The organism is Kordia sp. (assembly GCF_022447245.1).
GTDB lineage: Bacteria > Bacteroidota > Bacteroidia > Flavobacteriales > Flavobacteriaceae > Kordia.
Map to the genome: position 1 here is coordinate 18,149 of NZ_JAKVBC010000030.1, position 18,410 is coordinate 36,558.

At 33.4% G+C, this 18,410-nt stretch carries 18 protein-coding genes; 10 read left to right on the top strand and 8 right to left on the bottom strand.

The window, feature by feature from the left end:
- The first annotated feature begins 17 nt into the window (after positions 1-17).
- Positions 18-1,505: an oligosaccharide flippase family protein gene (locus tag MK119_RS17835; protein WP_290681546.1), complete on the top strand. Its 1,488-nt coding sequence runs from the start codon at positions 18-20 to the stop codon at positions 1,503-1,505.
- The gene (locus MK119_RS17840) at positions 1,502-2,242 is read left to right on the top strand and encodes a transferase (RefSeq protein WP_290681549.1); all 741 of its coding nucleotides are present in this window, start codon (positions 1,502-1,504) and stop codon (positions 2,240-2,242) included. Before MK119_RS17835 ends, MK119_RS17840 begins: the two co-directional genes overlap by 4 nt.
- Positions 2,243-2,532: 290 nt before the next feature.
- Here MK119_RS17840 and MK119_RS17845 read toward each other — a convergent pair whose 3' ends face one another.
- On the bottom strand, positions 2,533-3,021 hold the full coding sequence (locus MK119_RS17845; RefSeq protein ID WP_290681552.1) for a DapH/DapD/GlmU-related protein: 489 nt from the start codon (positions 3,019-3,021) through the stop codon (positions 2,533-2,535).
- Between the two features lie 185 nt (positions 3,022-3,206).
- On the opposite strand from MK119_RS17845, the gene MK119_RS17850 reads away from it, so the two are divergent.
- The 3 genes from MK119_RS17850 to MK119_RS17860 all read left to right on the top strand — a co-directional run bounded on the left by MK119_RS17850 (position 3,207) and on the right by MK119_RS17860 (position 4,539).
- Positions 3,207-3,665 carry a CIA30 family protein gene (locus MK119_RS17850; protein WP_290681555.1) on the top strand — a complete coding sequence of 153 codons (459 nt, stop codon included), beginning with the start codon at positions 3,207-3,209 and terminating at the stop codon, positions 3,663-3,665.
- Positions 3,666-3,847: 182 nt separating this feature from the next.
- Positions 3,848-4,087: a hypothetical protein gene (locus tag MK119_RS17855; RefSeq protein ID WP_290681558.1), complete on the top strand. Its 240-nt coding sequence runs from the start codon at positions 3,848-3,850 to the stop codon at positions 4,085-4,087.
- On the top strand, positions 4,087-4,539 hold the full coding sequence (locus tag MK119_RS17860) for a tRNA (cytidine(34)-2'-O)-methyltransferase (protein ID WP_290681561.1): 453 nt from the start codon (positions 4,087-4,089) through the stop codon (positions 4,537-4,539). The genes MK119_RS17855 and MK119_RS17860 overlap by 1 nt, the downstream gene beginning before the upstream one ends.
- A gap of 41 nt (positions 4,540-4,580) precedes the next feature.
- On the opposite strand, the gene MK119_RS17865 is transcribed toward MK119_RS17860, so the two are convergent.
- Both MK119_RS17865 and MK119_RS17870 read right to left on the bottom strand, forming a co-directional pair.
- On the bottom strand, positions 4,581-4,808 hold the full coding sequence (locus tag MK119_RS17865) for a hypothetical protein (protein WP_290681564.1): 228 nt from the start codon (positions 4,806-4,808) through the stop codon (positions 4,581-4,583).
- A 147-nt stretch (positions 4,809-4,955) separates the two neighbouring features.
- Positions 4,956-6,110: a glycosyltransferase gene (locus tag MK119_RS17870; RefSeq protein WP_290681567.1), complete on the bottom strand. Its 1,155-nt coding sequence runs from the start codon at positions 6,108-6,110 to the stop codon at positions 4,956-4,958.
- A gap of 38 nt (positions 6,111-6,148) precedes the next feature.
- Here MK119_RS17870 and MK119_RS17875 point away from each other — a divergent pair, with 38 nt between their 5' ends.
- Both MK119_RS17875 and MK119_RS17880 read left to right on the top strand, forming a co-directional pair.
- The gene (locus MK119_RS17875; RefSeq protein ID WP_290681570.1) at positions 6,149-7,234 is read left to right on the top strand and encodes a glycosyltransferase family 4 protein; all 1,086 of its coding nucleotides are present in this window, start codon (positions 6,149-6,151) and stop codon (positions 7,232-7,234) included.
- A gap of 3 nt (positions 7,235-7,237) precedes the next feature.
- Positions 7,238-7,663 carry an FdtA/QdtA family cupin domain-containing protein gene (locus tag MK119_RS17880; RefSeq protein ID WP_290681573.1) on the top strand — a complete coding sequence of 142 codons (426 nt, stop codon included), beginning with the start codon at positions 7,238-7,240 and terminating at the stop codon, positions 7,661-7,663.
- A gap of 59 nt (positions 7,664-7,722) precedes the next feature.
- Here MK119_RS17880 and MK119_RS17885 read toward each other — a convergent pair whose 3' ends face one another.
- The 5 genes from MK119_RS17885 to MK119_RS17905 all read right to left on the bottom strand — a co-directional run bounded on the left by MK119_RS17885 (position 7,723) and on the right by MK119_RS17905 (position 11,250).
- Positions 7,723-8,664, bottom strand: a complete 942-nt coding sequence (locus MK119_RS17885; RefSeq protein WP_290681576.1) for a glycosyltransferase family 2 protein — start codon at positions 8,662-8,664, stop codon at positions 7,723-7,725.
- Entirely contained in the window at positions 8,664-9,560 is an 897-nt protein-coding gene (locus tag MK119_RS17890; protein WP_290681579.1) for a glycosyltransferase family A protein, read from the bottom strand. Before MK119_RS17890 ends, MK119_RS17885 begins: the two co-directional genes overlap by 1 nt.
- Positions 9,532-10,296, bottom strand: a complete 765-nt coding sequence (locus tag MK119_RS17895) for a class I SAM-dependent methyltransferase (RefSeq protein WP_290681582.1) — start codon at positions 10,294-10,296, stop codon at positions 9,532-9,534. The genes MK119_RS17890 and MK119_RS17895 overlap by 29 nt, the downstream gene beginning before the upstream one ends.
- Positions 10,289-10,969, bottom strand: coding sequence for an ATP-binding cassette domain-containing protein (locus MK119_RS17900; protein WP_290681584.1), 681 nt, complete (start codon positions 10,967-10,969; stop codon positions 10,289-10,291). Before MK119_RS17900 ends, MK119_RS17895 begins: the two co-directional genes overlap by 8 nt.
- Before the next feature lie 131 nt (positions 10,970-11,100).
- Positions 11,101-11,250: a hypothetical protein gene (locus MK119_RS17905; protein WP_290681588.1), complete on the bottom strand. Its 150-nt coding sequence runs from the start codon at positions 11,248-11,250 to the stop codon at positions 11,101-11,103.
- Between the two features lie 396 nt (positions 11,251-11,646).
- On the opposite strand from MK119_RS17905, the gene MK119_RS17910 reads away from it, so the two are divergent.
- From MK119_RS17910 to MK119_RS17920, 3 genes are all read left to right on the top strand, one after another.
- Positions 11,647-14,682 carry a tetratricopeptide repeat protein gene (locus tag MK119_RS17910; protein ID WP_290681592.1) on the top strand — a complete coding sequence of 1,012 codons (3,036 nt, stop codon included), beginning with the start codon at positions 11,647-11,649 and terminating at the stop codon, positions 14,680-14,682.
- A gap of 52 nt (positions 14,683-14,734) precedes the next feature.
- Entirely contained in the window at positions 14,735-16,489 is a 1,755-nt protein-coding gene (locus tag MK119_RS17915; RefSeq protein ID WP_290681595.1) for a TonB-dependent receptor, read from the top strand.
- Positions 16,490-16,740: 251 nt separating this feature from the next.
- The gene (locus MK119_RS17920) at positions 16,741-18,366 is read left to right on the top strand and encodes an amidohydrolase family protein (RefSeq protein ID WP_290681598.1); all 1,626 of its coding nucleotides are present in this window, start codon (positions 16,741-16,743) and stop codon (positions 18,364-18,366) included.
- Positions 18,367-18,410: the final 44 nt, after the last annotated feature.

An 18,410-nucleotide genomic window follows, 5' to 3' on the forward strand; every position in this document is an offset into this window, starting at 1 on the left:
TCAGTTACCATGCATTTATGGCAGACAAGCAGCAGTTTTCATACACGCATATCTTAAAAGCGACATCACTATTCGGTGGAGTTCAGGTGTTTAAGATTCTGATTTCGATCATTCGTGTAAAAATTGTTGCAATTTTATTAGGTGGTGTCGGTATGGGAATTATTGGCTTGTTCAATAGTACGATTCAAGTGGTGAGTGAAATTGCAAAATTAGGCTTGGATACAAGTGCTGTAAAAGAATTGGCGCATGTACATGCATCCAAAGACGAAAAAGCAGTCATTAAAACCGTAAGTATTCTTCAAAAATTCATTGCTATTACAGCAATTATTGGAGCTATTTTCACTGTTGTATTTTCAGCATTATTAAGTCAATTGACTTTCGGAAATACTGACTATACCTTTGAATTTATCTGGTTAGCGATTGCAATCTTTTTTATGCAATTGACCAATGGGAAAATTGCTATTTTACAAGGAACACAAGCACTAAAAAAATTAGCAGTTGCGAATGTGTTGGGAAGTACGGTTGGGTTAGTGGTGTCTATTCCGTTGTATTACATCTATGGATTAGAAGCCATTGTGCCTACGATTATCATAACAGCAGTTATTATTTTTATATTCTTTTGGTATTTTGAAAATACACTGAAAATTCAACGTATTTCGTTAGGAATTCGGGAAGCTTATGACAAAGGCAGAGATATGCTGCACTTAGGTTTTGTGTTGAGTATAACAGGAATTGTAATTTTCACAACAACGTATCTTTTGCAAATTTACATTCGATACATGGGTGGATTGGATGAAGTTGGTTATTACACGGCTGGATTTTTAATCATAAACTCGTATGTAGGAATGGTTTTTAATGCTATGGGAACCGATTACTTTCCACGATTATCATCAATTCATACAGACAATGCGCAAGTGCAAAATGCTGTTCGAAATCAGGCTACAATTGCGATTTTGTTAATTACTCCGATTGTTACAACTTTTTTTATTGCGGCACCGTTAATAGTAAAAATTTTATACTCAAAAGAATTCTTAGTGATCATAGGATTAATTTCTTGGGGCGTTTTAGGAATGGTATTTAAAGCAGTTTCATGGTCCGTTGGTTATGTGATTTTAGCAAAAGGTGACTCTAAAATATTTGTAAAAACCTCCATTGGATTTAGTTTGTTAATGCTAGCGATGAACTGTGCAGGCTATTATTTTGGTGGATTGACAGGTTTAGGAATAAGTGTATTAGCTTATTATATCATTCACTTTACAGGATTATTGATCATTACCAAAATGAGTTACGGTTTACTGTTTCAAAGTACATTTTACAAGCTATTTATGCAATGCGTATTGTTATGCGGAGCTGCATTTGCGTGTACGTTTTTAGAAAGTAATTATCTGAAATATGGCGGAATCATTGTCATAATGCTACTTTCTTATATCTTTACATATTCGGAACTGCAGAAAAAAATGAACATCAAACAATTGATAAAAAATAAGCTTTCAAAACGATCATGAGACGGATTTTTAATAAACTACGAAGCATCTGGAAGTTTTATTTTGCCGTAAATTGGATTAAAACGATCTATTTTAATTTCAAAAAGTTTCCATTTCATATTGCGAAAAAGTTACCTGTAATGTTCTACGGTTCGGTAAAATTCTCGGATATCAGTGGCGAAATTGTATTGGATGTTCCTGAAATCAAAAAAGGAATGATTGGTTTTGGGCAAAAATTTGAATTGCCTTCACGCTCCAAAAGAATTGCAGAACTCTCGGTTCAGGGAAAATTAGTCTTCAAAGGAAATGCACATATCGGAATTGACTGTTTTGTACATGTAGGAGAAGGTGCGTACTGTGAATTTGGTTATATGTCTTGTTTGGGTTCAAACGTAAAATTAATCTGTAAAGAAAAAGTTATTCTAAGTGATTGGGTTGGAATTGGCTACGAATCACAACTGACAGATTCCAACTTTCATCCCATGATGAATACCGAAACTGGCGAATACTATCCAATGACGAATCCAGTATATTTGGCAAAATACAATGCGTTTTCAAACAGAATTTCCATCATGCCAGGGACGAGAACTCCAGAAAACTGTGTCATTGCTTCCAACTCAGTTGTCAATAAGGATTATCGAGAATGGGGAAGCAATATCTTAATCGGTGGCGTGCCCGCAAAACTTATCAAAAAGAACTACAATCGCGATTGGGAAGGCGAAAAAGAAATGCTCAAAAAGTATAAGATTATTTGGTGAGAATTTGGGTTGTATGTTGAGTCTCACAAAACGTCACTTCGAGTGATTTTCTTTAGAAAGTTGTATCGAATAGTACTATGAAATACAAAATATAAAATGTAAAAGTATTCGAGTTCAAAGAAATTATGAGTAACTATACATTATTTGCGAATTCGTAGTAAAATCTAAAGTGTTTTCAAAAAAGATAAATCAATAAAAAGATCTAAAAGTAAAGCGCCCTAATACCCAATACCGAAAAACGAAATGACCCAATAATCCTGATGTCACATCGAGCGGAGTCGAGATGAAAACTACTTCTTACGCTTAAAAACGGCAGGATTCCCAAACCAAATCTCATCTTCAGGAATATCTTTGTTCGCAAAAGACAATGCGCCAATCACGCTATTTTTACCAATTGTAATTCCGTGGTGTAGAATACAGTTGGTTCCAATAAAAACATTCTCGCCAATATGCGCACCACCAATTTGTTTCTTCTCAGTATCTAAGTTATTAGTCATTAACTTCGGAGAAATATACACATTATCTTCTACAACCAAACCTCTGGCCAAAATAGAATCATAACGAATGGTGACATTATTCTTGATGATGCAATTTCCAGAAGAAGTCACACGCGAATCAATATAGCAGTTGTTACCAATGATAGTGCCTTTTCGCAATTCTACATAATTCTTTATCACCGTATTATCTCCAATAACAACATCATCTTCAATAATACAAAACTTACCAATAGTAACATTTTTACCAATAGTAGCTTTTTCAGATATAAAATTAAACTCCATAGAAATAAGGGAAAATGGGTGAATACATGTTAAAAAACGAAAATAGAAAAATAAAACTAAAAAGCAGATACATAATCAAAATATCACAATTCAGAAATGAATTGTAGCGTGTTCAAATTTCTAAAAACTTCGTATATTTATAAAAAAAAGGAATGAAAATACGCTTTACATTATGCCTTCTTGTAATGACTACCTTCTTATGGTCACAAGAATCGCTAGTTGATTTCGGAAAATACAAAGATGGTGAACGTTGGAAAATTACAAATGATGGTGTAATGGGTGGACTTTCCGAAGGAGATTACCGTTTTTCGGACGATGGTGTCGTTTTTAGTGGAAAAATTTCGCTAGAAAATAATGGCGGATTTTCTTCATATAGAAGTCAATATAAAAAACGTGATCTTTCTTCGTTTAAAAAACTCATCATTCGTTACCGTTCCAAGCAGTACGACATGGGATTTACCTTAGAAATGGACAGACGCTGGTTTGTTCCGTATTACAAAGCTAATTTACCAGCTACGAATTGGAAATGGGAAGAAAAAGAAATTGCTTTTTCAGATTTTGTAAAATACAATATTGGACGAGAGCGTGATGGGAAACTCTCCCAAAAAGAATTGAAAAATATTTTACGCATAGGATTTATTTAAAATGAGAAAAAAACAGGTCCATTTAAAATAGAAGTAGATTATATAAAGTTTGAGTAAAATCTTGTTTCTTCTTCAAGAACACTTATATTTGAATATTCTCCACAGTAATTGCTTTTGATAATAGCCGATTATACATAACAAAAAGAAAATTTAATTAGATGACTTTTATTAGAAGATTTTTTATGACAATTGCACTCGCAGCAGGAATTGGATGTGCTAGTATTGGAAGCATACATATTACAAATTATAAAACAATAGTATTGCAAAATAATAAAGATAATTATTTTGATAACCAAAAAACAACTACCGATTCCGTAACAAGCTACCCGGCACTCAATGGAAGTGCCATTGGTTTAGGACTTATTAGTGGAATGAGTTTATTAGCTTTAGGTATTTCATACATAGGGAAAGAAGAAAAATAATGGCATACAACATCGTATTGGTTGAACCAGAAATTCATACAAATACAGGAAATATAGGGCGTCTAAGCCTAGCGTCAGGTTCCAACTTACATTTGGTAAAACCTTTTGGTTTTGAAATTACAGATACGCGACTCAAACGTGCTGGACTCGATTATTGGCAGTATTTGGATGTGAAAATCTATGAAAATATAGAAGAGTTTTATGCTAAAAATGTGGATAAAAAAATGGTGTATCTGTCAAGTAAAAGTGATAAAATATATACCGAAATCCCGTTTGAAGATGATTTGTTTTTGATCTTTGGGAAAGAATCTGTAGGATTGTCTGAAGAAATCACAGACCTCAACAAAGAAGACGTATATACCATTCCTATGTTTAGTGAACATATACGAAGTCTAAACTTAGCCAATTCAGTTAGTATTGTGGTGTACGAAGGCATTCGAAGACTTCAATAATTTATACAAAAAAAAAGAACCGAAGTCCGCTTATCTAAATATTATGCGTCCGCTCCAAATTGACTAGGAACTCCGCCTCCTTCTTCAGTTGGTAAATAACTTATGTAAAGATCTGGAGCTTCTTCTTCGGCTTCATTACCTCCTAAATTACAGCCGTTAATTGGACAAGTAGTGTCATACGAATTTCTTCCTCCTTTAACTTCTAAAGCATTTGAATTTGAAATATAATTTTTGTTTAATTGTAAGAATTTAAAATTTCTTCTTTTCATAATAGTTCTGTTTTAAATGAGTAATGAGTCAAAGCTATACATACGAATCATCATTAAAAACAAACACTACTGATGGTTTATGAACTATTAATAAGACTAAAGTTTGAAAATTAAATTGAATAGAAAATAAGAAGAGAATAATGAAAATCAGGAGCGCTGAGCGGAGTCTAAGTGCCAACGTTCCACATATTGTTTAGCAACTGAAGTATACTCGTGAAACTGCTCTACAAAAACACGCGCATTTTTGCCAATCGCAACCATTTCATCTGGATTTTCAATCAAATGACTTAGTTTTTCCACCAAGTCATCCACATTTGGAGTTGCATTTATCAAAGCTGGAACTTTCAATTTATAGTAGGTTTGAAAATCTTTTTCGGCACCAGAAAACACTACTTTTCCCTTTGCCATAGCTTCCAAAGCATTATATCCTTGATCATAACCATACAACTGATCCATAATAATATGTGCTTCATTATAGGTATCAATATATTCTTTGTAAGGTAAATTACTTGCCGTTTTTACATCTACACGATTTGGATACTTTTCTTCAATAATTTTCAGAGCTTTTTCAATCAGATTGTTTCCTTTTTTTAGGTAATTCACCTTATTCACACCATGAAAAATATTGATTTTTCCATTATATACTAAGGGCTTAAACTCAAGTGAATCTACATTAATAGGGAATGGAACTAATGGCAATACTTTTGCATGTTTGCGATACGCCATTTCATAGTCAAAATTTGCAGGAATAATGCCTTTTACATTTTTAATGACATAATGATGTAGCTTTTCATGTGCTTTGGACAAATATTGCAGCGAATAACGAAACCATTTTTTAGTACTCTTATCCTTCTCATAAGCTGTTAACATATGATATGGCAAATCTGCATTCAAAATATAATTCACATAATGAAAATCATCTCCACAAGAAGACAAATATACATTTTTATTATGTCTAAAAATATACTTCAATAATTTTCGCTCTACCCAAGGAACGGTAGCAAATGGAAACTCATTAATCAATTGAACGGCATCATAATTACGATATGATTTTCTGTGCTTATAAAAACGATACACAATTTCTAAAAAAGCGATATCTACATTGAAAATTTTAAAAAATAATTGACGAAAAGCATTAGGAATCTTTTTATGAAAAAAAGTAGCTTCAAGCGAAATATCAATTGGGTAGTTTTTAAAGTTGTCAGCGCGACCGATTAATGTAACATCGTGCTGTAACTCTAGTAGACCTTCTTTTAGCGAATTATGAAATCTACTGTATTCTCCTATCAATAATATTCGCATAAACAGTATATTTGCGTGAAAGATAGTAGGAAAACTTTATGCTGCAAAATTCTAAAAAGAAAATCTGTATAATTGTTGATTGTCTCAGTGGTGGAGGCGCAGAAAAGCAGGCAGCAAACTTTTCCAAATCGCTTCATAAATACGGGTTTTTAGTTGCTATCATTTCACTAAAAGATCAAGTTACGTATGAATATGAAGGAGAATTATACAACTTGGGTCAACGAGAATCTTCTATCAAAATCATCAAGCAAGTTCAAAAGTTTTTGGCATTCAAAAAAGCCTATAAAAAGTGCAATGCTGACATGTACATTGATTTCAGGTCGCGTAGCAGATTTCTAATGGAATATGCACTGCACAAATTTATTTTTGAAGCTAATAAAATGATCATGATGGTACACAGTTATCAGATTGAATGGCATATCCCAAAAGGAAATATTTTTAAAAAAATATATAATAATACGCATGCGGTTGTGTCTGTTTCTGAGGCGATTGAAGAAAAATTAAACCGTTTGTATGCTTTTAAAAACCAGTTATACATTCCCAACTATATTACTACTGAAAAGAGAGAAGAAATCACTACTTTAAAAATGCAAGATGATTATATCATTGCGGTTGGACGTTTGCAAAATGATATCAAACAGTTCGATCGTTTGATTGAAACATATCATGCTTCTAAATTAGCAGATAAAAATATAAAACTGTATGTTTGTGGCGATGGGAGTGATAAGAAATCGCTGGAAAAATTGATCTCTACATTGCAATTAGAACAACATGTAAAGCTCTTGGGATTTGTAGAAAATGTGTCTGATTATATTCGATATGCAAAATTTTTAGTGTTATCGAGTAGGGTAGAAGGCTTTCCAATGGTTTTAATAGAAGCATTGCAACAAAAAACACCCGTAATTTCATTTGATTGTAAGTCAGGACCAAGCGAGATAATTCAGCATAAAATCAATGGTTTGCTTGTTGAAGATCAAAACTTTGCGAAGTTAAAAGAAGCAATGATACTTTTAATCGAAAATTTGGATTTGTATGCTATTTGTGAACAAAATGCATTATCTTCCATAAAAAAATTCACTGAAATACCAACCATCCAGAAATGGATAGAACTAATAACAACCTAAAATATGTCTACAACTGTTGCTGATATTCAACTTATCACGATTCCCAAAATCGAGGATTATAGAGGAAATATCTCTGTCATTGAAGGAGAAACTATTCCGTTCAAATGTAAACGTGTGTATTACTTGTTTGATATTCCCAGTGGTGCAAAAAGAGGCGGACATGCGCATGTATATCAACACGAGGTTTTGATTGCGTTAAGTGGAAGTTTTGAAGTAATTTTTAAAGATGGGACTACCAAAAGACGTGTCTTGCTAAACAAACCAAATCAAGGTTGCTTAATTCCTCATGGAATTTGGCGTGAACTGGAAAATTTCTCTTCTGGAGCTGTTTGCTTAGTATTGGCTTCTGACGAATTCGATGAATCTGACTACATTCGTGATTATCAAAATTTTGTAATAACCAAAGAAGATGTAAAGCTTTCGAAGTAAATACAAAAAGTAAAATGTGACTCAAATGCTTACACTGAGCGGAGACGAAGTGAAGCAATCTAAAAAGAAGTCACCCTAATATTCAACCTCAATAAAAAGCCTTTTAATTTTTTCAGCAACACCAATACAAAACGAGGACTTTTCAATAACAACCTTTGTTTCAAAGTCAAGTTTTGATAATCAATATGTTGTAACATCGCATTTCGTTTCGGAATAGCATTTTCTAAACTGTACAAGGAAGCAAAAATATAGCGATACAAATCCAAATATTTCTTTAAAGATTTGTTCTCTTTTGCGAGTCCTTCATAGCTATCTAAATCGGGTAAAATTTTTGTCGCAATAGAAGTCTTGCTCATCTGATCAGGCACTTCAAAACGAACTTTTGCAAGCGCTTCATAATGATATGCAACGCGATATTGAGAACCGTATTTAATATAAAAATCAATATCTTCTGCAAAAGAAATTGTTGAGTTAAAAACTTCGGTTTCGGTGCAAATCTCTTTTTTGAAAGCCAAACTGCTTTGACAAAAAATTGGTTGAAACATACTTGCTTCAAAAAAATCCGCCATCAAAAAAGATGTGCCTTTCAACGAACTTGCTATATTTTTTTGCGGCGTTAAATCTTCATGCGAAGTATAAGTTTCTACATAATCAGTTCCAAAAATAGCAGCTTTTGGACACGTGAGATATAAATTTTGAATCGTTTCTAAAAAAGTAGGAAGCCAAATATCATCTGCATCTAACAACGCAATAACATCGCCATTAGCTTTTGAAATCCCATGGTTTCTAGTGGCAGACAATCCTAAATTTTTTGGATTTTCAATCAGTTGAATTCTGTCGTCAGAAAGTTGAGAAACCACAGCGACACTTTTATCTGTACTAGCATCGTTTACAATCAGCAATTCAAAGTCCGTAAACGTTTGTTGCAATACACTTTCTACAGTTTGTAGGATGTATTCTTCTTTATTGTATAATGGAATAATAACGGAAAAAAGTGGCATTATTGACGCTTATCTAAGTAACAAAGATACGTTAATCTGTATAAGTCAAAAACAAACATAGAAGGATTATTGGAAAGCAAATTTTTCTCAAATCGTTTCCCAAACCAACGATACATCAACGATAAAATATGATTGATGCCAAACTTTTTTACACGCCCAAATACTTTGGTAATCAAAATGTCATTGTGTTCAATCAATCCCTTCTTTAAAAATAAAATCAAGACTTCAACCGATTCCATTGATTTTCGAATAAACTCTTTACTAGTATCTAAGCCCAAATGATACACAGGATTGTGAATATGTGTCATATGAACTTCCGCATGTTTCAAATCGTTGGCAAACAAGGTGTCTTCATGACGTGCATTTGGAATATCTTCGTTGAATTTTACTTTTTGAAACACATTTTTCTTAATCAAAAAACTCAGTGTCAAAAAACGCAAATACAAGGCTTCTTCTCTTTGTTGTACGTTCAAAGCTTCGCGTTCTTTTCCATAAATCCAGCGCAATACATTTTCTTGCTTTGGCTTTTCTTTTTGATATAAAATTCCACCGTAAATTACTTCTTTCTCATCAGAAATGGCTTCTATATATTTAGAAATAAAGTTAGAAGCAACAGGAATCACATCGGCATCTAAAAATAATAACCAATCGTAGGTTGCTCTTTGCGCAAGTAAATTTCGAATTCGGCTACGCCCAATATTTTGAGGCAAAACCGTATAGGCAGCATTTGAAAATGTGTTGATGCGTTCATTTTTTTGAATCGTTTCCTGATTGTTTGAATGATCGTCTAAGCATAAAATTTCAAAAACACAAGTTGTCTTTGTAATCTGCTCGTGAATCTCTTCCACTAAAGAAGAAATATCATAATCATACGTTGGAATCAGTATTGACAACATTTTTGGTAGCAATTAGTACAATTTCGGGTGATGAATATCCAAAATGGACATCGTCATTTTCAGGGCAGAAAGATAAGGTTTTTACCGTAAAACCAACCTGTGTTAAGCGTGTTTTTAATCCTTCCGGAGAATATACACGAACATGATCTTCTTGTCCAAAATGTTTCAATCGGTCTTCAGGACTGGTAATAGCTAGATTTTCATAAATGTCTCCTTCTTTAAAAGGTGTTTGTATTAGTACATTTGCATTGGGTTTTGCAACTCTATACAATTCTTGCATCGCTTTCCTATCGTCAGGAATATGTTCTAATACATGAAAACAGATAATAGTATCAAAAGAAGCTTCTTTTTGATTAATATTAGTAATATCAAATCTATGATCGGCAATAAATTCATCTTCATAATCGGAAGTGATATACTGCAAATCATCTCGTTTTTTTAGCTTTCGGTATATATTTCTTGAGGGAGAAAAATGTAACACACAACCTTTTAAGAGGTTTTCTGTGTTTAAAATATGCCATAAACGACGGTTTCTGCTCAAGCTTCCGCAAAAAGGACACAATAAGTCTTTATTATCGAGCTGAATAAACGCGCGTAATTTCTTCTGACAAACGCCACATTGATGGGAGTTTCCCAAATAAAAAATACCGTGAAAAAATCTGAAAAAAGGTTCGTTTTTGAAGATAAAACGTTTTGGAATTACCTTTTTAATAGTTTTTTTAAGTGAATTATACATTTTTCTGAACTACTTCAAACACTTTTCCTGCATCACATTTGAGCGTTTTAGAAGGATATTTTAAAATTAATGCATAATCGTGAGTTGCCATCAAAATAGTACGTCCACTGTTATTAATTTCTTGAAGTACTTGCATGACTTCAACACTAGTCTGTGGATCTAAATTCCCAGTTGGTTCATCTGCAATAATCAATTCTGGATCATTTAGTAATGCACGTGCAATAGCAATACGTTGTTGTTCTCCACCAGAAAGTTCATGAGGAAATTTAAAGTTCTTTGTTTTCATGCCAACTTTGTCCAATACCTCATCAATTTTAGCTTGCATTTTATCTTTGTCTTTCCAGCCAGTAGCTTTTAAAACAAACAATAAATTATCTGCAACGGTTCGATCTTGTAATAATAGAAAATCTTGGAAAACAATTCCTAGCTTTCTTCTCAAAAACGGAATGTCCTTTTCTTTTAACGTTCTCAAATCAAAATCAACAACAGTGCCTTCTCCGTCTGTCAAAGGTAAATCGCCATACAATGTTTTCATAAAACTACTCTTTCCAGAACCAGTTTTTCCAATCAAATACACAAAATCACCTTTATTAATGGCGAGATTGATATCGGAAAGAATTAGGTTTTCTTTTTGAAAAATAGAAACGTTTCTAAGACTGAGAATTTGCTCCATGAATTATATATGATTTAAAATCGATTACACAAAGTAAACAATTAAACCGCAATACCGAAAACTTATTGTAATAAATGGTGAATTTTGAATAAAAGAAAAGCGAACTTTAAGTTCGCTCTTGAAAATTCCTCCTATTGATCAACATCTTTTGTTGGACAATGTCCGTATGATGGACAATGACAAATGGAACGAGGTTTTGAATCTGTTCCACCTTTCAATTTTTGGATTGTGAAAATAGTTTCTTTGTTAAGATCAAGTGATTTGATTTCCTTTTTTTTCATGATTGTAATGATTTAATTATTAATATGTTATAAGATATGAAGAACGTCATGAAAATAACCTGTAATGCGTTGAATCCTCGTTCTTTTTGTGAATTTGATAATTTTAGTAGCTTAGAATTAAGGATTTTACAATTATAAACGGGTGGTTTTGATAAAAATAAGTGACTATTTAGAAGATATGGATCAATGAACTGTTAATAAAATACTAAATACACGGTAGAAATTGCTTTTTACCTATGATTGATATAATTATACTAAAAAAGAGACGTTATTTCTAGTAAGAATAGAATTTCTTAACCTGTCAAAATTGGCGAAACAGATATATTTATACTAAGTTTGTACGGAATAGAAATTCAATACGTAAAGCGTTGCAAACCTCATAAAACCACAAGATTCATGAGCAAAAAAAATCTTCAATTCATTCTATGCTTAGTGCTCGTATGTATTCAACTATCGCATGCACAAAAAACCAAAGTGTACACACATGATTTAAAGGAGTATAACGAAGCATTACATTTGTATAATAGTAAACAATATCAGGCTTCACAAGCACTTTTTGATAAAGTAAAAGGTGCTACTTCCGATTATGAAACCGAAGCCAATTGTGCGTATTATATAGCCAATTGTGCAGTAAGATTGAACCAACTTGGCGCGGATAATATGATGGAAGATTTTGTGAAAAGATATCCAACTAGCACAAAAAGAAATTCAGCTTATATTGATGTAGCGGATTATTATTTTGAGAACGGAAAGTATTCACGCGCCTTAAAATGGTATGACAAATCTGGAGACAAAGGATTGACAAATTCGCAACGAGAAGATTATAACTTTAAAAAAGGATATGCGTACTTTACTTCTAAAAAATATGAGCAATCTAAACAGTTTTTTCAAAAGCTATTAGATTCTCCAAAATACGGTTCGCAAGCAAAATACTATACAGGATATATTGCCTATCAAGAAGACAACTACAAAGAAGCAAGCGAATATTTTGATGGTGTTTCTCAAGATGAAGAATACAATGAAAAGCTTTCATACTTTAAAGCAGATATGAACTTTAAACTTGGAAACTTTAAAAAAGCAATTGACTTATCTAAGAAAGAATTGCCAAACGCTGATCGCAAGGAAATTTCAGAGCTTAACAAAATTATAGGTGAAAGTCATTTCAACTTAAAACAATATGAAGAAGCAATCCCGTATTTAGAAAAATACAAAGGGAAAAAAGGAAAGTGGAACAACACCGATTTTTATCAGTTAGGATATGCATACTACAAACAAAAAGATTACAAAAAGGCCATCAAGCAGTTCAATAAAATTGTAGATGGAAGCAATTTTGTAGCGCAAAATGCATACTATCATTTAGGAGAATGTTATTTGAATACAGATAAAAAACAACAAGCATTGAATGCATTTCGTAATGCTTCGCAAATGGACTTTGATTTAAAAATTCAAGAAGATGCAGGATTAAACTATGCACGGTTGAGTTATGAAATAGGAAATCCATACGAAAGTGTTCCTTCTGTATTAACAGCGTATTTGAAAAAGTATCCTGAAACAGAACATCAAGCAGAATTAGAAGAACTATTGGTAAGTTCTTACATTACTTCAAAAGATTATGAAGCTGCATTGAATCTGTTAGAATCAAGTAAAAAATACAGTGACAAAACTACGTATCAAAAAGTAGCGTTCTATAGAGCTATTGAATTGTTCAACGATAGTAAATATCAAGATGCATTAGAATTTTTTGAAAAGTCGCTCAAAGAAAACGAATCTCCAGAATACACTGCAAGAGCAACCTTTTGGAAAGCAGAAACAAACTATTTGTTAGACAATTATGATATTGCTTTAGAAGGCTTCAAATCATTCGCAAATTCAGGGATCTCAGATACTGAAGAAGCGCAAACAATTGACTACAACTTAGCGTATACATATTTCAAACAAAAAGAATATGCAAGTGCTATAGCAAGTTTTAAGAAGTTTATTGCCAATAACGCAGACGACAAAGCACGTATAAATGACACTTACTTGCGTTTAGGCGACAGTCACTTTGTAACAAGCGATTATGCAAGTGCCATCAAAGAGTATGACAAAGCCATTGCAATGAAAGGTATTGACGAAGATTATGCATTCTTCCAAAAAGCAGTTAGCCAAGGTTTTGCAGGGAAAACAAACACGAAAATTAGCGAATTAAATACATTCATTGATACCTATAAAAAATCATCGCTACGTGATGATGCATTATATGAACTAGGTGATACATACATTAATATCGATGAAACGGCAAAAGGATTGAATACCTATGCTAAAATGATCGAGGAATATCCAAGAAGTTCTTATGTGCCAAAAACGATGTTGAAAGAAGGATTGATCAACTACAACACTGGGAAAAACCAAGTTGCGTTAACCAAGTTTAGAGCTGTAGTATCTAAATTCCCAAATACAGAAGAATCTATTCAAGCTGTTGCAACAGCGAAGTTGATTTATATCGAATTAGGTAAAGTAGAAGAGTATGCAAATTGGGTGAAAAATCTTGATTTCGTAGATGTTTCGGATGCAGAGTTAGACAAAGCAACGTATGAATCTGCTGAAAAACAATTCATCCAAAACAACACTGACAAAGCTATTGAAGGATTTGAAAAATATGTACAACAATTCCCTAACGGAATCAATGCAGTAAAAGCAAACTTCTATCTAGCACAATCTTACTTTAGCAAAGGAGAAACGCAAAAAACAATTCCACATTACGAATATGTGTTGCAAAGTGAACGAAATGAGTATACAGAGCAAGCGTTGGCAAGACTAGCACAAGTATTGTTGGAAACCGACAATTACACAAAAGCAATTCCGGTATTAAAACGTTTGGAAGAAAGTGCCGATTTTCCACAAAACGTTACGTTTGCACAATCGAATTTAATGAAAGCAAACTACGAGCAAGACAATTATACGGAAGCAGTAACGTATGCAGAAAAAGTATTGGCAAACGATAAAATTGACGATCGTATCCGAAGTGATGCACATGTCATCATTGCACGTTCGGCAATTGCTACAAATGATGAGGATAAAGCGAAAGAAGCTTATGCAGAAGTGCAAAAAATTGCCAAAGGAAAATTGGCAGCAGAAGCATTGTATTATGAAGCGTATTTCAAGAATAAAGAAAACGATTATGAAGGTTCCAACAAGGCTATTCAAAACTTGGTTAAAAACTATTCTAGTTACAAACAATTTGGTGCCAAAGGATTGATTTTGATGGCGAAAAACTCGTATGCCTTAGAAGATTCGTTCCAAGCAACATACATTTTAGAAAGTGTCATTAAAAACTTCAAAAAATTCCCAGAAGAAGTTGTAGAAGCAGAAGCGGAATTGGCGAAAATAAAAAAGGCAGAAGCCAAGCGAAATTCGTCAGTAACACCAGTAGAAGAGGAAGGTGGGAACTAATAAGCAATACGACATATTGAAATCAAACAAAAACTTACAAAGCAAGCACAACATGCGAATTCATATATTAAAATCAACTTGTATCATAGCGATATTTTTTATAGCAAATTTGGCGACCGCTCAGGATGATAAAGACAAGGACAAAGATAAAGAGAAAGAAAACATTGGTACGGAAGTCGTAAACGTAGTAAAACCTTATACGCCTTCTGTTTCGGATGCGTTCAAAATAAAACAAACACCTTCGTTGAACGATAAAGAAACTGCGAAAAAGAAAGAGATTAAATATTCTATTTTTTCGTTTCCAGTAGCGTCAACATTTACACCAGCCAAAGGAAGAGCGGCAGGTTTAAAAAAGGCTAAAAAAGTAAAACTATACAACTCCTATGTTTCTCTAGGCTTAGGAAACTACAATACAGCAGCACTTGATTTTTATACAAGTAGAGCTATTAGTAGAGACGAAACTTTTGATATTGCTTTACGTCACCATTCATCGCAAGGAGGAATTGATGGCGTGGAGTTGGATGATAAGTTCTTTGACACAAAATTAGATTTGGCATACATCAATCGTAGTAGAGACTTATCGTGGAAAGCCAAAGCAGGATATCAACATCAAATCTACAATTGGTATGGTTTGCCTAATATTGCGATCACAGCAACGCAAATTGCGGGAATTGATGAGCAACAAACCTATCACAACTTCTATTTAGGAGCAGATGTTGATATGGAAAATTCATTCTTTAATGGAGGAAAACTCATGTATAGAAGAATGTTTGATGCATCAAGTTCAGGAGAAAACAGATTGATTGTACAACCAGAATTTGAGGTAGAAATTGCAGGAGAATTGATCAATGCGTTAGTTGATATAGATTATGTTGGTGGAACATTTGAAAACAATTTTGCAGGAACAGGAAGTTTAGATTACAGTATACTAAAAGCTGGAATTTCGCCAAGTTTAGTCATCTTACGTGATGATTTAACAGTAAACTTAGGTGCAGGAATCTATGTTGGATTAGATACTGAAAATAGTAATAGTGATTTTTATATCTATCCCAGAGTAACAGCGCAATATCGCTTAAGCGGTGATAATGTAATCGCTTACGCGGGATTAGAAGGTGACTTAAAACAAAATTCGTATTACGACTTTGTACAAACGAACTTTTTTATGTCGCCAACGCAAGCAATCGCTCCAACCGATCAACAATACAATGGATACTTAGGAATCAAAGGAAAGCTGACATCTAGCGTAAGCTATAACGCAAGAGCCTCGTATGTTTCTGAAAATAACAAAGCATTATTCAAAGTAAATACTTTCAATCCATCGCCAAATAATGGATTTAGCTACGGGAATTCATTCTCAGCGGTATATGATGATGTAACAACACTTTCTATTTTTGGAGAAGTGAATGTAGATATAACAAGCAATTTCAAATTTGGAGCCAAAGCAGAATACTTCAATTATAGTACAGATCGTCAGCAAGAAGCATGGAACTTGCCAGAATTGGAAGCTTCAATTTTTGCGGATTATCAAATTACAGAAAACTGGTTTGCAGGTGCTAATATCTTCTTCATAGGAGAACGTAAAGATGAAGTTACCTTTGCGCCAGGAACCGCTATTGCGCCAATGCAACTTATGACTCTAGATAGTTTTATCGATGTAAATGCACACTTAGGATATCGTTTCAACGATCGTTTATCAGCCTTTGTGAAAGCCAACAATATTGCAAATCAAGATTACCAACGTTGGGTGAATTTCCCTGTACAGCAATTCCAAATTATGGCAGGAGCAACGTATAAGTTTGATTTCTAGGTAAAAAATAATATTAAAAAAAGCAAAAGCGTTCAATGTATATTGGACGCTTTTTTTGTGAATTTTAGTTAGATGAATTTCGGATGCTAAAAACCAGTTTAAAAATTGTATTTTAGTTCCTCAAAATGTAAAATGGAACGTTTGACCTTACTTCGATCGGTTCGCCAAAGTGAATTGTATATAGAAGTACTTCAAAAGAATACTTTTTGTAACCATTTTTGTTTAGATTAAACTTGTAAAATTAACCTGCAATGACTAAAAAACTATTCCTACTATCATTCTTACTTATTTGCTTTTCTTGTACTCAAAAAGAAACAGTTGATACAGTAGTGTACAATGCAAAAGTCTACACGGTAGATACTAACTTTTCCAAAGCAGAAGCTTTCGCAATAAAAGATGGAAAATTTGTAGATGTTGGAAATACAAGTGATATTCTAACAAAATATGAAGCTGAAGAAAAGATAGATATCAACGGGAAAACAGTATACCCAGGTTTCATAGATGCACACTGTCATTTTTATGGTTTAGGGTTAAATAAGCAAAGCGTAGATTTAATAGGCACAAAAAGCTATGAAGAAGTGATAAAACGTATTTATGACTTTCAACAAGAAAAAAATGCACCATTCATTACTGGTCGTGGATGGGATCAAAACGATTGGGAAATCAAAGAATTTCCAACTAAAGAACGCTTAGATAAACTATTTCCTGATACGCCAATAGCCTTAACTCGAGTAGATGGACATGCATATCTAGTAAATCAAAAAGCGTTGGATATGGCGGGAATTACAGCAGAAACTAAAGTTGCAGGAGGCGAAATACAACTCAAAGACGGGAAACTTACAGGAATTTTGGTAGACAATCCAATGGATTTAATTGATAAAGTAATTCCACAACCTAACAGAAGACAGCAAATTCAAGCCTTACAAGATGCACAAAAGGAATGTTTTTCGTACGGTTTAACCACGGTAAATGATGCTGGATTAAGCAAAGATGTTATTAATTTAATCGATAGTTTGCAAAAAGCAAAAACGCTCAAAATTCGCATGTATGCGATGATTAGCAATACGCCAGAAAATGTAGCACATTATATCAATAAAGAACCTTACAAAACAGATTACTTAAATGTGCGTTCGTTCAAAGTGTATGGAGATGGCGCTTTAGGTTCTCGCGGAGCTGTGTTAAAAGAATCGTACTCAGACAAAGAAAATCATTTCGGCGCTATGGTAATTAGTCCAGAAGAATTATCAAAATTGGCAGCGCGTATTGCCAAAACAAAATATCAAATGAATACGCATGCTATTGGAGATTCTGCTAATTATCAAGTGTTAAAAACTTATGCAAAGGTCTTAGAAGGACAAAAAGATCGTCGTTGGAAAATAGAACATGCACAAGTTATTGATGAACCTGATTTTGAAGTATTTAAAAATGAAAATATCATTCCATCGGTACAACCAACACATGCCACTAGTGATATGTATTGGGCAGGTGATCGTTTAGGTTCGCATCGTGAAAAAGGTGCGTATGCTTACAAAAGACTCTTAGATTTGTCTGGAAAAGTAGCATTAGGAACCGATTTTCCAGTAGAATATGTAAGTCCGTTCAAAACCTTCTATGCGGCAGTAGCGAGAAAAGATTCAGAACATTATCCTGAAGGTGGTTACCAAAAAGAAAATGCACTATCTCGTCAAGAAACACTCAAAGGAATGACGATTTGGGCAGCCTTTAGCAATTTTGAGGAAAATGAAAAAGGAAGTATTGAAGTTGGGAAATTTGCAGATTTCATTGTACTTGACAGGAATCTGATGGAAATTCCTGAAAACGAAATTCTAAATGCTAACGTACAATCTACCTATGTAGCAGGCAAAAAAGTAAAATAGTTTTTTAATTGTTGCTTAGAGCGATTTTTTAAAAGTAGAATTAA

Coding starts and splice junctions, on each gene's coding strand:
- MK119_RS17835 (WP_290681546.1), top strand. CDS start 18: ATGGCAGACAAGCAGCAGTTTTCATACACGCATATCTTAAAAGCGACA.
- MK119_RS17840 (WP_290681549.1), top strand. CDS start 1,502: ATGAGACGGATTTTTAATAAACTACGAAGCATCTGGAAGTTTTATTTT.
- MK119_RS17845 (WP_290681552.1), bottom strand. CDS start 3,021: ATGGAGTTTAATTTTATATCTGAAAAAGCTACTATTGGTAAAAATGTT.
- MK119_RS17850 (WP_290681555.1), top strand. CDS start 3,207: ATGACTACCTTCTTATGGTCACAAGAATCGCTAGTTGATTTCGGAAAA.
- MK119_RS17855 (WP_290681558.1), top strand. CDS start 3,848: ATGACAATTGCACTCGCAGCAGGAATTGGATGTGCTAGTATTGGAAGC.
- MK119_RS17860 (WP_290681561.1), top strand. CDS start 4,087: ATGGCATACAACATCGTATTGGTTGAACCAGAAATTCATACAAATACA.
- MK119_RS17865 (WP_290681564.1), bottom strand. CDS start 4,808: ATGAAAAGAAGAAATTTTAAATTCTTACAATTAAACAAAAATTATATT.
- MK119_RS17870 (WP_290681567.1), bottom strand. CDS start 6,110: ATGCGAATATTATTGATAGGAGAATACAGTAGATTTCATAATTCGCTA.
- MK119_RS17875 (WP_290681570.1), top strand. CDS start 6,149: ATGCTGCAAAATTCTAAAAAGAAAATCTGTATAATTGTTGATTGTCTC.
- MK119_RS17880 (WP_290681573.1), top strand. CDS start 7,238: ATGTCTACAACTGTTGCTGATATTCAACTTATCACGATTCCCAAAATC.
- MK119_RS17885 (WP_290681576.1), bottom strand. CDS start 8,664: ATGCCACTTTTTTCCGTTATTATTCCATTATACAATAAAGAAGAATAC.
- MK119_RS17890 (WP_290681579.1), bottom strand. CDS start 9,560: ATGTTGTCAATACTGATTCCAACGTATGATTATGATATTTCTTCTTTA.
- MK119_RS17895 (WP_290681582.1), bottom strand. CDS start 10,296: ATGTATAATTCACTTAAAAAAACTATTAAAAAGGTAATTCCAAAACGT.
- MK119_RS17900 (WP_290681584.1), bottom strand. CDS start 10,969: ATGGAGCAAATTCTCAGTCTTAGAAACGTTTCTATTTTTCAAAAAGAA.
- MK119_RS17905 (WP_290681588.1), bottom strand. CDS start 11,250: ATGAAAAAAAAGGAAATCAAATCACTTGATCTTAACAAAGAAACTATT.
- MK119_RS17910 (WP_290681592.1), top strand. CDS start 11,647: ATGAGCAAAAAAAATCTTCAATTCATTCTATGCTTAGTGCTCGTATGT.
- MK119_RS17915 (WP_290681595.1), top strand. CDS start 14,735: ATGCGAATTCATATATTAAAATCAACTTGTATCATAGCGATATTTTTT.
- MK119_RS17920 (WP_290681598.1), top strand. CDS start 16,741: ATGACTAAAAAACTATTCCTACTATCATTCTTACTTATTTGCTTTTCT.